The sequence below is a fragment of the Azospirillum formosense genome (assembly GCF_040500525.1).
GTDB lineage: Bacteria > Pseudomonadota > Alphaproteobacteria > Azospirillales > Azospirillaceae > Azospirillum > Azospirillum formosense_A.
On the sequence record NZ_CP159403.1, the window covers coordinates 1,230,184 to 1,244,173 of the forward strand.

At 70.4% G+C, this 13,990-nt stretch carries 9 protein-coding genes, 1 pseudogene and 2 CRISPR repeat arrays; of the genes and pseudogenes, 9 read left to right on the top strand and 1 reads right to left on the bottom strand.

Annotated elements, in window-relative coordinates:
• Positions 1–9: 9 nt before the first annotated feature.
• Positions 10–759, top strand: a pseudogene (locus ABVN73_RS18765) (IS630 family transposase); the annotation flags it as partial.
• A 114-nt stretch (positions 760–873) separates the two neighbouring features.
• Here the strand turns inward: ABVN73_RS18765 and ABVN73_RS18770 are convergent.
• On the bottom strand, positions 874–1,788 hold the full coding sequence (locus ABVN73_RS18770; RefSeq protein WP_353859776.1) for a hypothetical protein: 915 nt from the start codon (positions 1,786–1,788) through the stop codon (positions 874–876).
• Between the two features lie 483 nt (positions 1,789–2,271).
• A CRISPR array of direct repeats spans positions 2,272–3,276; the repeat unit is 29 nt; unit sequence GGTTCCCCCGCACCTGCGGGGATAGACCC.
• A 150-nt stretch (positions 3,277–3,426) separates the two neighbouring features.
• Here ABVN73_RS18770 and cas3 point away from each other — a divergent pair.
• The 8 genes from cas3 to cas2e are packed head-to-tail and all read left to right on the top strand — an operon-like array spanning position 3,427 to position 12,189.
• Positions 3,427–6,066, top strand: a complete 2,640-nt coding sequence (gene cas3, locus ABVN73_RS18775) for a CRISPR-associated helicase Cas3' (RefSeq protein ID WP_353859777.1) — start codon at positions 3,427–3,429, stop codon at positions 6,064–6,066.
• A gap of 40 nt (positions 6,067–6,106) precedes the next feature.
• Positions 6,107–7,708 (top strand): CRISPR-associated protein Cse1, encoded by a 1,602-nt coding sequence (locus tag ABVN73_RS18780; RefSeq protein ID WP_353859778.1) that lies wholly within the window; start codon positions 6,107–6,109, stop codon positions 7,706–7,708.
• A complete protein-coding gene (locus tag ABVN73_RS18785) occupies positions 7,692–8,264 on the top strand; it encodes a hypothetical protein (RefSeq protein WP_353859779.1) in 573 nt (190 codons plus the stop codon). The genes ABVN73_RS18780 and ABVN73_RS18785 overlap by 17 nt, the downstream gene beginning before the upstream one ends.
• Positions 8,264–9,409 carry a type I-E CRISPR-associated protein Cas7/Cse4/CasC gene (cas7e, locus tag ABVN73_RS18790; protein ID WP_353859780.1) on the top strand — a complete coding sequence of 382 codons (1,146 nt, stop codon included), beginning with the start codon at positions 8,264–8,266 and terminating at the stop codon, positions 9,407–9,409. Before ABVN73_RS18785 ends, cas7e begins: the two co-directional genes overlap by 1 nt.
• On the top strand, positions 9,406–10,209 hold the full coding sequence (cas5e, locus tag ABVN73_RS18795) for a type I-E CRISPR-associated protein Cas5/CasD (protein WP_353859781.1): 804 nt from the start codon (positions 9,406–9,408) through the stop codon (positions 10,207–10,209). Before cas7e ends, cas5e begins: the two co-directional genes overlap by 4 nt.
• Positions 10,206–10,982, top strand: a complete 777-nt coding sequence (locus ABVN73_RS18800) for a type I-E CRISPR-associated protein Cas6/Cse3/CasE (RefSeq protein ID WP_353859782.1) — start codon at positions 10,206–10,208, stop codon at positions 10,980–10,982. The genes cas5e and ABVN73_RS18800 overlap by 4 nt, the downstream gene beginning before the upstream one ends.
• A complete protein-coding gene (gene cas1e / locus ABVN73_RS18805; protein ID WP_353859783.1) occupies positions 10,976–11,884 on the top strand; it encodes a type I-E CRISPR-associated endonuclease Cas1e in 909 nt (302 codons plus the stop codon). Before ABVN73_RS18800 ends, cas1e begins: the two co-directional genes overlap by 7 nt.
• Entirely contained in the window at positions 11,884–12,189 is a 306-nt protein-coding gene (cas2e, locus tag ABVN73_RS18810; RefSeq protein WP_353859784.1) for a type I-E CRISPR-associated endoribonuclease Cas2e, read from the top strand. Before cas1e ends, cas2e begins: the two co-directional genes overlap by 1 nt.
• Before the next feature lie 49 nt (positions 12,190–12,238).
• Positions 12,239–13,304: direct repeats of the CRISPR family, unit length 28 nt; unit sequence GGTTCCCCCGCACATGCGGGGATAGACC.
• Positions 13,305–13,990 lie beyond the last annotated feature (686 nt).

Here is a 13,990-nt window from a genome sequence, read left to right on the forward strand (position 1 = left end):
AGGATCAGCATGACCCGAGCCTACAGCCAGGATTTGCGGGATCGCGTGTTGAAGGCGGTGGCGGATGGCCTGTCGGCCCGGAAAGCCGCTGCGCGCTAACAGGTTGGCATCGCCACGGCGATCGTGTGGGTGCGCCGGGCACGCAGCACCGGCGAGACGGCGGCGCGGCGTCAAGGCCCGCCGCATGGCTCGAAACTCGATGCTCATGCGGCGTTCTTGCTCGGTCTCGTCACGGTGACGCCCCACCTCACCTTGGCCGAGTTGCAGGCACGCCTGCGTGAGGAGCGCGGCGCGTCCGCCAGCATTGGCACGCTGTGGCGTTTCTTCGCCGCGCGCGGCATCACGTATAAAAAAACCGCGCATGCGGCCGAGCAGGACCGCGCGGACATCGCCGCGGCACGGGAGGCGTGGTTTGAGGCGCAGCCCGACCTTGATCCGACCAAGCTGGTGTTCCTCGACGAGACCGGCGCCTCGACCAAAATGGCCCGCCTGTACGGGCGTTGCGCCCGCGGCGAGCGGCTGCGCGCCGGCATCCTGCATGGGCACTGGAAGACCACCACCTTCGTCGCCGGTCTGCGCCTGAGCGGCTTCACAGCACCGATGGTGCTGGATGGGCCGATGACCGGGCGGTGGTTCCTGGCTTACGTCGAGCAGGTCCTGTGCCCGACGCTGCAAGCGGGCGATGTCGTGATCATGGACAACCTGCCGGCCCACAAGAGCGCGGCGATGCGGGCGGCGATCACCGCCACCGGCGCACGCCGTCGTTGACGAAACCGTTCGCCTCGATGGCCGCCCGGTCCCACACCACGACCTCGTGGCAGGCCCGGCTCTGTCTGCCATCCGGCGCCTCGACCACGGTTTCCAGATCGAAGGCTAGATTAGCCGCCTTGTCGCCGCGACCTTCGCTGAAGCGCGGATCGCCTTGGACGACGCCTTCCAGATGAACGCGGTTGCAGTCCTGGACTCCACCCCCTCGGCCTCTTCGCCCACGATCTCGCCCATTGCCGCGATCCTCTCCGCCGCAGCGCGGAGAATCGCGCCATTCGTTCCGGTCGCGGTCGCTCCGACCGCGTGCGCCGCGATCCTCCGCGCTGCGGCCATGGTCGCCTCGACCGTTCCGGTCGCTCCGCCCTCGGTCGACCGAGCGGAGCGGTCATCGCTGGAACACTCCCCCGCACGCCCGTCATCGCGCCGATCATCTCCCCGGCGGTCATCTCCCCGGCGGTTCCCGCGGCCGTGTCCCATGTCTTGCCTCCAACTCATAGAATGGACGATGGAGGCAGCGTAGCGACGCGGGGATTGGCCGTTCGAGCACCCACATGCACACCGGCAGCGGACACGCCCGTCCCGCCGTTCCCGGCGTGATTGCGTGGGTGTGCCGGCATGCTCCGGTGGTATCGCGGCGGTCATGCGTTCCACGCGCGCGCGGATGGCGTGCACGAGAAGGTCCGCGTCTCCAGCGGGGAAGGTCCGATCCACAGTGTCGGCCAGAACGGCAAGTCCGTGAGGGCGGGCGGCGCGGTCGCGCAGGGCTTTCGCATCGGTCGCGCCCGCTCGGGCGACCTCCCAGCTCGACACCCCGGGAACGCCGAAGGCCAGCGGGCGATGGGCTGCGTACCAAGCCGCCAGCTTCGGGTCTTCCGAAGCCATTGCGTCGCGTGACCGGGCGGCTGCCGTGGGATCGATGGGGTTGTCGTCCCGACCGGCCTGTGCCCGCTCGATGAAACCGGACCCCCACGCGGCGGTCCAGTTCGGGACGCGGCGCTGCAGATTGCCGAGCTTCTTCATCAGCGCCGGCTCCGCGTCCGGGCAGTCGCAGCGCCGCTCGGCGCCAACATCGAAGCCGCTGGCCCGGGCGTTGCGGGCAAGCGCCGCGCGCAAGGCGTCGAGGACCAGCCCGTCGCGATCGAGGCGCAGCGCAGCGTCGGGTGAATGGTCGAGGGGAACCGTGAAGACCAGACGGCGCGCGGACCCGGTACGACTGCGGCACTCGCCGGCCCCTTATCTCATGGCGCGAGCTGGCAAGGCGCATTTGCAACGCGCCGAATTTCTCAGGGGCCTCGTTTCTTGAGCGACTGACGTGACGCGCTGTGCCGGAGCGTTGTCATGATAAACTATCTGTAAGCATCGCCAATGGCGGCCTCAGTCTTGCATGTTTTGGCGCTCCGCTTGAAGATGTCGTCTCGCACGACGCCTACCTCGTTCGAAACCCGCGGCGGCGACAGCTGGTTCTTTGACATTGTGAACAGAGTCAGTATGTTACTTGGCAGAGGTTCCCCCGCACCTGCGGGGATAGACCCTACGACAGCCCGACGACCCGGTACGACGACAGGGTTCCCCCGCACCTGCGGGGATAGACCCCGCGCCGGCTTATCCATGGAGAAAGCGGCCAAGGTTCCCCCGCACCTGCGGGGATAGACCCGCCAAGGTTCTGTCCGTGGCCGACCAGGCGCGGGTTCCCCCGCACCTGCGGGGATAGACCCAGTCCACGAGGTCGGCGGTCTTCGACCGGCCCGGTTCCCCCGCACCTGCGGGGATAGACCCCGCCGGCCATTGAAGTCCGGTCCCGCCTGAACGGTTCCCCCGCACCTGCGGGGATAGACCCAAGCCTGAGATGGGCTGCGAGATGGATATGCCGGTTCCCCCGCACCTGCGGGGATAGACCCCAGATCAAGTACGCTTTCAGCGGCGTCCCGAAGGTTCCCCCGCACCTGCGGGGATAGACCCTCGTCGCCCTCTTAACGATGGTGGCCGAAATCGGTTCCCCCGCACCTGCGGGGATAGACCCATCTGCCGCCGCGTGAGGTAAAGCGCCTGCCCGGTTCCCCCGCACCTGCGGGGATAGACCCCTAAGTAGCGTGGCTTACGAAGTACAGCAATAGGTTCCCCCGCACCTGCGGGGATAGACCCTCGTTGACCGTGAAAATGCCGGGAGTCACCTCGGTTCCCCCGCACCTGCGGGGATAGACCCCACTTCCTTGCGCCCGCGTGGGTTAGTACGGTGGTTCCCCCGCACCTGCGGGGATAGACCCCCTCCGCCAGAGACAAGCGATTGATGAGGGATGGTTCCCCCGCACCTGCGGGGATAGACCCCTTTCATGGCCGGTGAAACCTACGAGGTGACGGGTTCCCCCGCACCTGCGGGGATAGACCCGCCCAGCGAGGAGGTGATGCCGGCGGTGCTGCGGTTCCCCCGCACCTGCGGGGATAGACCCTCAGCCACTACGGCAGCAGAGACCACAAGGCGGGTTCCCCCGCAGATGTGGGGATAAACCACTGCATGGCCGGGCGATCCCGGTGACTGCGCGAAACAAACATCCGTCGCAGCCCGCCCCGCCGCTCCGCGGTGGAGCAAGTCTTCGTGCGTTGCCATAGCCCCGGTTGAAATGCGATGATGCGACGTCGCTTTCTGATAGGCATGCCGCCGTGCGTGAGCCAAAAAGGGTCAACCATCTCAGCCCATGGGGAAAGCGTGGCAATCAATCGGACGATTGCCACCATCTCGCGCATCACTGCGCCGACGTTGCAGCCTGCTTCGAAGCCATCGTCGCGCTTCCCGTGGTCCGCGCACGGATGAAGGCGGCCGGAGGCGCCCCGCTGTCGCCGCGCGATCGGGCGCGTCTGGCGGCAATCGTTTTTCTCCACGACGTTGGAAAGCTGCACCCGGGATTCCAGGCCAAGGGCTGGTCGCCTGTCGAGCGGTCCCGACACGAAAGGCTGACGCTGCGCGGCCACCTTGCGGAAGGGATGGCGCTGCTGATGCGGCAGGGACCGGCGCGTCTGTGGCAAGCGCTGGGCCTGTCCGATGCCATGTGGTGGGACGACGCTCATCCCTACATCCTCGCCTCCCTCGCCCATCACGGCCGCCCGGTGAACACGCTGCCGATGACGGCCGGCTGGGAACCCTGCACCCTACCCAACGCCACCTACGACCCCGCCGAAGGCGCCCGGATCATGGGAGCGGCGATGCGGGCATGGTTTCCCGACGCTTTTGCCGGCGAAGGCGACGGAAGCAACGACGGCCCGCCCCCCACCCCCAGACTCCAGCACCTGTTCGCCGGGCTGGTGGCTCTGGCCGACTGGGTGGGATCGGACACCCGCTTCTTCACATTCGAGAAGGATTTCCGCGGCGATTACATCGTGACGGCCCGCGAGAAGGCCGCCAAAGCGGTGTTGCGGATACGCCTCGACATCGAATCGCTGCGCCCTTTGGCCGCCGACCGTGCGGATTTCGAGACCATCACCGGCTTCGCGGCCCCCGCCCCTCACCAGCGGGCCGTCGCGGAGGTGACCGCCGATCAGCGCCTCACCATTCTGGAAGCCGAAACTGGGGCCGGCAAAACCGAGGCGGCCTTCTGGCGCTTCGCCCGGCTGTTCGCGGCGGGTGCCGTGGATGGACTCTACGTCGCGCTGCCCACCCGCTCGGCGGCGATCCAGATCCATGGCCGGGTGAACCGCATGCTGGAACGGCTGACCGGGCCGGACGGGCTAAAGGCGGTGCTCGCGGTTCCGGGATACCTGAAGGTCGGCGACGCCGAGGGCGAGGCCCTGCCCCATTGGCGGGTCCGCTGGGACGACGCGGGCGAGCGCGCCGAGGACGAGCTTGCCGCCCGCTGGGCCGCCGAAAGCGCCAAGCGCTTCCTCGCCGCGCCGGTCGCGGTGGGGACGGTTGATCAGGCGATGCTGGCGGGCCTTCAGGTGAAGCACGCCCACCTGCGCGGTGCCTGCCTGTCCCGCTGCCTGCTGGTGATCGACGAGGTGCACGCGAGCGACCGCTACATGACGGAAGTCCAGGCGCGGCTTCTGGAGAACCACCTCGGGGTGGGTGGCCATGCCCTGCTGATGTCGGCGACGCTGGGGTCGTGGGCGCGCACCCGCTGGCTCAAGGCCGGGTCGCTCGGGGGCGGGCAGGCTCCGGATTTCGCCACGGCCGTCGTCGCCCCCTACCCCGCCGTCTGGACGGGCCGGTCGGCGGCGCCGATCGATCCGGGCGGCGACGGCGCGCGGACACGCCGCAAGACGGTCGCGATGTCGCTGCACGCCGGATGGTCGCCGGACCACGCCGCCGGTCTGGCGCTGGCCGCCGCCCGTGGCGGCGCGAAGGTCCTGGTCGTCCGCAACACCGTCACGGCGGCCCTCGCGACGTGGGACGCGATCCGGACGGCGGGCGGCGGCGACTTGCTGCTGCGGGTGGCCGGCGGGCCGGCGCTGCACCACAGCCGCTTCGCCGTGGAGGACCGCGAGGCGCTGGACGACGCCGTGGAAACGGCTCTGGCCCCCGACGACCGACGGCCCCAGGGCGGGCTGATCGTCGTGGGAACGCAGACGCTGGAACAGTCGCTCGACATCGACGCGGATCACCTCGTCACCGACCTTTGCCCGGTGGACGTCCTGTTGCAGCGGCTGGGGCGTCTGCACCGCCGCGCCGGGCTGCGCCGCCCGCCGGGGTTCGACGCGCCGTCCTGCGTGGTGCTGGCCCCGGAGCGCGGGCTGGAGCCGCTGCTGGCCCCGCGTTTCGACAACGGGCTTGGCGCGTTCGAGACGAACGGCGCGTGGTTCGGGGTCTACATGGACCTGTCGGTCCTGGAACTGACGCGGCGCCTCGTCGCCGAGCACCCGGAATGGACGATCCCGGAGCAGAACCGCCTGCTGGTCGAAAGCGCCCTGCACGAGGACCGGATCGACGCGCTGCACGGCGCGCTCGGCGACCGCTGGCGCGGTTATCGGGAACGCTTCCTGGGGGGCGGCGATGCCAAGGCGCAGGCGGCGAAGGCCGTGCTTCTGTCCACGCGCCGCCCGTTCGGCGACGAGGCGTTCCCGGACGACGGCGCCGCGATCCGCACCCGCCTGGGTGCCGAGGGCGCGCGGCTGACCTTCGCGCAGCCGGTGATGGGGCCGTTCGGCCGGGAGATCACCGCGCTGACCCTGCCCGCCCATTGGTCGCCGGGCCTCGATCCCCAGGCGCCCGTGACGGTCGAACCGACCGGGGAGACGCTCCGCGTTGGGGTCGGAGACCGCTGGTTCCGCTACGACCGGCGAGGGGTGGACAGGGAGCGTGCGGCATAAGGGGCATGGCCAAGAAAAGGAATCTGGAAGGACATAACCGATGCCCAACCTGTTGATGGAGCCAATCCTCACCCTGTCCCCCACCGGCCCGGCGACGTTGCCGGGCCTGCTGGCCGCTCTGGCCCGCGACGCGGTGGACGGTTTCCCGGCGCTGCGCCCCCATCAGGACCCGGCATGGCACATGTTCCTGGTGCAGGTCGCGGCCATCGCCCTGCACCGGGCAGGGCGGTCCGAACCGCCGGCCGAGGAGGAAGACTGGCGCGGTCTGCTGCGCGCCCTCACCCCGGATTTTCCCGATGACGAGCCGTGGCGGCTGGTCGTGGCGGACCAGGGCAAGCCGGCCTTCCTGCAACCGCCCATCCCGCCGGGGACGGCGCTGAACAGTGCAGCGGAGACGCCCGACGCCATCGACCTGCTGATCACGGCGAAGAACCACGATCTGAAGCAGGCCGTGGCCCGCGACGCCGGGGCCGAGGACTGGGTGTTCGCCCTGGTCTCCGGCCAGACGGGGGACGGTTACAACGGCGCGGGAAACTACGGCATCTCGCGGATGAACGGCGGCTCGTCCTCGCGCCCGCTGCTGGGATTGGTGCCGGCGGCTCCCGACAAGACCATGAGCCCCCGGCCCGGCGCGTGGTTCCGCCGCGACGTCCGGGTGCTGCTGGCGGCCCGCGCCATCTCCTTGGACGAGCTCGACCCGGCAGCGGAGGCCTTCGCCGGGGAGGATGGGCACGCCCTGCTGTGGCTGTTGCCCTGGCCGGAGGGGGACCAGCTCCGGCTGGCGCAGCTCGATCCCTGGTACGTCGAGGTGTGCCGCAGGGTCCGTCTGTCGCGGGCCGGAGACCGCATCGTCGCCCAGCGGGGGACCTCGAAGGCGGCGCGGGTGGACGCCAAGCGGGCGAACGGCGTCGTCGGCGACCCCTGGGCGCCGGTCCACAGGACCGAGAGCAAGAGCCTGACGCTGGCCGGGCGCGAGTTCCATTACGGGCTGCTGAGCGAGCTGCTGTTCTCCGGCACCTGGGCGCTCCCCCTCCTGGCCCGCCCCGCCCCCTTCGAGCCGGCCCGCACGCCGTTCCTGCTGGTCGCGGCGGCCCTGGCGCGCGGCAACAGCAAGACCGAGGGGTTCAAGCGGCGCGAGCTGCCGCTGGATGGCCGCGTGGCCCAGGCGATGGCCGACGCCGACGGGCGGCTGAAACTCGCCGACCTCGCCAAGCGGCAGATCGAGGAGATCAAGCGGTTCGACAAGGCGCTGCGCGGCGCGCTGGCGGTGGTCGCCGCCGGCGGCGCGTGGGACGGCGTGACGAAGGAGCATTACGCCCACGCCAATGCGGCCTCCGACCGTTTCGACCGCGCCGTGGACGGGCTGTTCTTCCCCCATCTCTGGGCGCGCTTCGACGCCCAGGAGGCGGGCGAGACGGCCACGGAGGCCGCCCGCGACGCCTTCGCGCGCGCTCTCTGGACGGAGGCGCAGTCCTTGTTCAAGGCCGCGCTTCCCGCCATCCCCTGCCACGCCCGGCTGCGTCCGCGGGCGGAGGCGCGGGCGCGCCGCCGGCTGTGGGGCGACACCGAGCTGCGTGCCCATTTCCCCGCCCTGTTCGACGCTCCGCCCCGGAAGGTGACCGCCGATGCCCTCGCTGAATGACACCGTGACGGCGATTGCCACCCGTCTCCTCACTCTCGATCCGGGACCGCTGGCCGAGTTGCGGCGGATGGAGCCGGGCGGGGCCGGAACCCCCGTCTTCTGGCGCCTCGCCGCCGAACAGGATCTGCCACGGGCGAAAACCGACGCCTGGATGCGGATCGTCCGGATCATGGCCATCCTGTCCGACAAGGGGGCGCCGGAGACGCGCAAGCCGCTGCACGACTGGAAGCGCCCGCTGGGCGCCGCGCTGGCCGACGGGGGCGACACGGAGTGGACCCCGCCGCCGGGCGACGATCCGTCCCCCGTGCTGTCGGAGGCGCGCTTCACCCGGTTCCTCGCCCTGCCGCCGGAGGACCGGGGGGAGGCGCTGGAGCGGATGGCCCGCGCGCTGGCCCGCCGCCGCCAGCCCGGCCATGGGCTGGACTGCGCCGACATCGCGAAGCTGCTGCTGTTCGGCGGCGACCCCGCCCCGGTCCAAAAGCTCGCCCGCGATTTCTACAACCGCCTCGATGGTGCCAAGCGCCGCGCCGACAAGGAAAAAGAAGGAACCGCCTGATGCCCAGCCCCCGCTTCCTGCAAATCCACACGCTACACACCTACACCGGCGCCCTGCTGAATCGCGACGACACCGGGCTGGCGAAGCAGCTTCCCTACGGCGGCACCCTGCGCACGCGCATTTCCTCGCAATGCCTGAAGCGTCATTGGCGCATCGCCGACGACGTGCACGCGCTCTCCCGGATCGACGGGGCGGAGGAGGCGTTCCGCTCGCGCGAGCTGGTGACGGAGCGCGTGATCGCCCCCTTGCGCGACCGCTTCCCCCCGGCGGTCGTCGACGCCCTGGAACCGGAGTTCCAGAAGGCCGTCTATGGCGAGAAGGCCGACAAGGGCAAGCGCAGCCGCCAGACCCTGCTGCTCGGCGCGCCCGAACTGGCGTGGCTCGCCGGAGAGGCGGAACGGCTGGCCGCCGGCGCCGCGGACGACGCCAAGGCGGCGAAGGCCGCCGTCGCCGATTGGGCCAAGGGCTTCAAGGACAACATCAGGGCGCTGCGCGAGGCGACGGCGCTTCCCGGCGGCCTCACCGCCGCCCTGTTCGGCCGGATGGTCACCTCCGACCCGGCGGCCAACATCGACGCGCCCGTCCATGTCGCCCACGCCTTCACCGTCCACAGCCAGGAAACCGAAACCGACTATTTCACCGCCGTGGACGACCTCAAGCGGGACGAGGACGACAGCGGGGCCGACACGATCCAGGAGACCGAGCTGACCTCCGGCCTGTATTACGGCTATGTCGTGATCGACCTGCCGGGCCTGATCGCCAATTGCGGCGGCGACGCCGAACTGGCCGGGCGGGTCGTCCACAACCTCCTTTACCTGATCGCCGAGGTGTCGCCGGGCGCCAAGCTCGGGTCCACCGCCCCCTACGGCCGCGCCGAGCTGATGCTGCTGGAGGCGGGCGACCGCCAGCCGCGCAGCCTCGCCGCCGCCTTCCGCAAGGCGATCCCGAACGACCTGGACACGGCCGCCGGGGCGCTGGCCGGTCACCTGGCCAAGCTGGACGCGGCCTACGCGACCGGAGAGGCGCGGCGTCACCTGTCGCTGGCGGAGACCGCCCCGCCCTCTTCCGCGCCGGGCTCGCTGGCCGACCTGGCCGTGTGGGCTCAAGAGCGGACTCTGGAACGGTCCGCCGAGGCGGCGCGATGAGCGGCGGTGCGGCCGGCCCCGAGCCCGGCGCCCCCGAACCCAGTGCCGGGCATCGCTGGCTCGTCCTGCGGCTGGAGGCGCCGTTGCTCGCCTTCGGCGGCGTGGCCATCGACGCGGTGGGGGTGACACGCGATTTCCCGGCGGCCTCGATGCTGACCGGGCTGTTCGCCAACGCGCTCGGCTGGACGCGGACGGAGGCGGCGGCGCATCAGGCGCTTCAGGACCGTCTGGTCTTCGGCGCGCGGCGCGACCGGGCCGGCCCGCCCGGCCCGCTGACCGACAGCCAGAACGCGCGTCTGGAGCCCAGGGAGCGCGGCTGGACCACCTGGGGCCGCCCGGAGGAGCGTGGCGGCGGATCGCTAGGCATTCACCGGCGCCAGCGCGATTACCACGCCGACGCCTGCGTCCGGCTGGTGGCCCGGCTCGAACCGGCGGGCGACACGGCGGGCGGAGCGCCCGATCTCAACGCACTGGCGGCGGCGCTGGAGCGTCCCGCCCGCCCGCTGTTCATCGGCCGCAAGCCCTGCCTTCCCTCCCATCCGATCTGGACGCCGGGAGCGGACGGCACGGTGACGGCGCCCACCGTCCACGCCGCGCTGGCCCTGCTGCCACCCGCCGACGACGCCGACGAACCGCCCTGGCCCGCCCTTTGGCCGGCGGGTGAAGGGCCGGAAAGCGGAGCGGACGTCCACCGCGTGACGGCGCTGGCCGACCGGCGCAACTGGCGCACCGGCCTGCACGGCGGCACCCGGCGGGTGGTCGAGGGCCGGGTCCGCCCGGCCATGGGGACGACGCCGTGACGGACGCCCTGCACCTGATCCGCCTGCCCGTGGACATGCGGGCGCTGGTCCGCTGGGCCGCCGAGCGCAACCTCGGGCTGACCGGCGGCGGCGACTTCGACGATGGCCGCGCCCTTCACCACCTGCTGTCGGAGATGTTCGGAAAAGGCCGGCTCCAGCCCTTCCGGCTCATGGTCGAGCCGCGGGGTCGCCTGGGCAGCCTCTATGCCTATTGCCGCGCCGACGCGGCGGGGCTGCGCGAGGAGGCCGGGGCCGTCGCCCCGCCGGAGCATTTGGCCGTGGTCGATCTGGCGGCGCTGGCCGGCAAGCCGATGCCCGACGATTGGCGGGCGGGCCGCCGGCTGGGCTTCGACCTCCGCGCGCGTCCGGTGCGGCGGCTCCTGACGCCGCTGGCCGAGCCGGGCGGCCGCCCCTTCGCCAAGGGGGACGAGGTGGACGCCTATCTGGTCGAGGCCCTGCGCCGGCCGGCGGACGGCGACGCCCTGAGCCGGGAAGCGGTCTATGCCGCGTGGCTGGCCGATCGGCTGGCGGGCGCGGCGACGCTGACGGCGGTGCGGCTGGACTCCTTCCGGCGCCACGCCGCCAGCCGCAAGGGCCGCCAGGGACGGGCGGCGACGCTGGAGGGCCCGGACGCGCTGCTGCGCGGCGACCTGGAAATCGTCGATCCCGACGCCTTCCGGCTGGCTCTGGAAAAGGGGGTCGGGCGGCACCGGGCTTACGGCTTCGGCATGCTGCTGCTGCGCCCGGCCTCCGGCGGACGGGCGGGATGCTGAGCGGGCGCCTGGGGCTGGAGAAGGCCCGCATCCCCCACGCCGACCGGCACGGCCTCGTCTGGCTCGACCGCGGCCGGCTGGAGGTGGAGAGCGGCTGCCTGCGCTTCGTCACCGCCGGTGGCGGCGATCTGGAGGCGGGAGATTACCAAATCCCGCACCAGGGTGTGTCCATCGTCCTGCTCGGCCCCGGATCGAGCGTCACCCACGACGCCCTGCGGCTTCTCGCCCGGCACGGCTGCGGCCTCGCGGCCATCGGCGAGGGGGCGGTGCGCTTCTACACCGCCCCGCCCCTCCTGCCGGACAGCTCCGCCGCCGCGCGGGCGCAGGTGACGCTGTGGGCCGCCCCCGACACCCGGATGGAGGTGGCCCGCGCGATGTACGCGATGCGTTTCGACGAGATCGTCCGCACGCGCGACATCGAGGTGCTGCGCGGCCGCGAGGGGGCACGGATCAAGGAAAGCTACCGCTTGGCCGCCGAGCGGTACGGCGTCCCGTGGCGGGGCCGCAACTACGACCGCGCCGCTCCGGACTCCGCCGATCTTGCCAATCAGGCGATCAATCACGCCGCCACCACCATGACGGCGGCGGCATCGGTGGCCGTCGCCGCCACGGGAGCGATACCCCAACTCGGTTTCATCCATGAGGATTCGGGCCAATCCTTCGTCCTCGACATCGCCGACCTGTACCGCCACGACGTGACGCTGGACATCGCGTTCGGCGCGGCGAAGGAGGCTATGACGAAGCCCGAGCCGGTCGACCGTCTGGTCCGCCGCCGCGCCGCGCGGCTGTTCCGTCAGAAGGCGGTGATTCCGTCGATGATCGACCGGATCAAGACGCTCCTGCGGCTCTCCAAGTCGGAGGACGGCGAGGACGGCCGCAACGGCGGCGGGGAGGCGGGGTGATGCCCATGGTCGTCGTCATCACGCGCGATGTCGAGGACCGCTATCGCGGGTTTCTGGGATCGGTGATGCTGGAGCTTGCCCCCGGCGTCTACGCCCACCCGCGCATGAGCGCCGGGGTGCGCGGCCGTGTCTGGACGGTGCTGTCGGACTGGCACGACTCGCTGGGCCGGGGAGCCATCGTGATGACATGGGCCGACCGCGCCGCCGACGGCGGACTCGGCCTCGCCAGCCTGGGCAACCCGCCCAAGGACATTGTCACGCACGACGCTTTCCTGCTTGTCCGACGCCCGCTGCGGCGGGGCTGACGACTGGTTCTTTGACAATGTGAACAAAGTCAGTATGTTGCTGGGCAGAGGTTCCCCCGCACATGCGGGGATAGACCCTGGCGTGCCCAGCGGATGACGGAGGTGTTCGGGGTTCCCCCGCACATGCGGGGATAGACCCGCTATGTCAAGCGGGCCGCACGCCTTCGCCATGGTTCCCCCGCACATGCGGGGATAGACCCAAGACGGCCCGCCCCGGCACCAGCGACCGGGGGTTCCCCCGCACATGCGGGGATAGACCCCTTCAGGCGTCGGCCACGTCGATGCTGCGGGCGGTTCCCCCGCACATGCGGGGATAGACCCTGGTGTGACTTCGCCATGTCCCAGCCCGGTGAGGTTCCCCCGCACATGCGGGGATAGACCCTGGTGTGACTTCGCCATGTCCCAGCCCGGTGAGGTTCCCCCGCACATGCGGGGATAAACCCTGGTGTGACTTCGCCATGTCCCAGCCCGGTGAGGTTCCCCCGCACATGCGGGGATAGACCCATCATGGCTGCGGCGTGGTCCCGCTTCACGGCGGTTCCCCCGCACATGCGGGGATAGACCCGCTCTCAAAGCGTCGGTGGACGGGCTGGGAGGGGTTCCCCCGCACATGCGGGGATAGACCCCTCGCGCTGTTCAGCCGGGAAAAGGCAGTCTTGGTTCCCCCGCACATGCGGGGATAGACCCCCTGCGATGACGATTGCGCAGTACGGCATCGGGGTTCCCCCGCACATGCGGGGATAGACCGTAGATGTTCAGCGTGGGGTCGATCAGCACCGGGGTTCCCCCGCACATGCGGGGATAGACCCTGGCAGCACTGCGCCGACACCGGATTTGTCGGCGGTTCCCCCGCACATGCGGGGATAGACCCCGGGATGATACTGGCGACGCCGAATGGCTGCGGGTTCCCCCGCACATGCGGGGATAGACCCTCCCAGGCGGCGTTGTCCTCCATCATCGCGTCGGTTCCCCCGCACATGCGGGGATAGACCCGCCATTGTCGCGGCCACCGCGCCGGAAATGGTGGTTCCGCCGCACATGCGGGGATAGACCCGACGTAGCTCCAGCCCGCCAGGGTGCGATAGCGGTTCCCCCGCACATGCGGGGATAGACCCCAGTGAGGCGGCTTCTCCTTTGCCTTTCTTAAATCCAGCATCCGTGGGAAAATCGCCGTAGGAAACCATCGCTCCATTGCGCGATGATCTCGCCCTCACGTTGCCTACTGCGGCCACATGACTATCCCGGCCAGACCTGCCGGAGACCAGAGGAACACCTCGCCCCTTACTCCACGCTTCGGGACACTACCCACGCTGGCGCTGAAGGCGCTTACCGGTGCGCGAGAGTGCTTGAGTTCGGCTTGGGCCCAAATGCACATCGACGCCGAAACAGGGGCTTCGGGAAACGGGGTGCGCCTCAGGCCAAATCGGGCCGTTTCACTCCCCCAAAATTCTTCTTGACCTCAAGTGAGCTTGAGGTCTTAGCCTGACCCTATTGGATCTGGCATACCAGAGCCGATTGAAGCGCGGACCGCGAAAGGCAGCGATCCCAAGCGCAGCAAGGGAGGCGTGTGTGATCTCTCCAACATCCGTCAACTGGACCATGCTCAACACTCTGCGTGCCATGCCGGGTCCCGAGGCCACAACCCCTCCGGTTTCGCTGTTGGCCATCACGAAGGCCGCAAGCCTGAAGCCGGCCGCTGTGAGGCCGGCACTCTGCGAACTGGTCCGACAGGGCTTCGTCCGGGAGTACGCAACACAATGCGGCAAACAATATGCGAGAACCAAAGAAGGCAATCAAAGAA